Below are 523 nucleotides of genomic sequence, written 5' to 3' on the forward strand. Positions count from 1 at the left end.
TGGCCGCCATCCAACATTGGAATCGGCAACAAATTCAGAACACCAAGGCTAACGCTCAAAAGCGCCAGGAACCTCAAGAACTCTTCTAGACCAGTACTAATAGACTGATTTGCGACGCGCGCAATCGTAATAGGGCCACTTAAGTTATCCAGCGAAACTAAGCCAACGACCATTTTTTTCACAGCACCAAAAGTCATCGCAATATCTGACCAAGTCTGTGATGCAGCTGCGCCAACTGAATCAAGCGGGCTATAACTTACTTGAACAATCAACTCTTCTGGGTATTTATAAGGCTCGACACCGACACCTATCTTTCCTACAAGGCGTCCTTGTGATTCGACACCTTCAGGCACAACTTTAAGCGCCACTAAACCCGGAGATTGAGATCGCTCAACTTCAACAATCAACTGCTGACCAGCACTGTTCTGAACAATCTCTACAAATTGATACCAATCATCAATTTCGACTCCGTCAGCAACCCGGACAATATCACCCGATAACATTCCAGACTGATCGGCCGCGC

Annotated in this window: 1 protein-coding gene; it reads right to left on the reverse strand. The window is 46.7% G+C overall.

Going from position 1 to position 523, the window contains the following annotated elements; translation table 11 throughout:
* On the reverse strand, positions 1–523 hold a 523-nt coding region (locus A3738_RS09445), incomplete at both ends, for a site-2 protease family protein (protein WP_197473755.1).

This window comes from Oleiphilus sp. HI0066 (assembly GCF_001635725.1).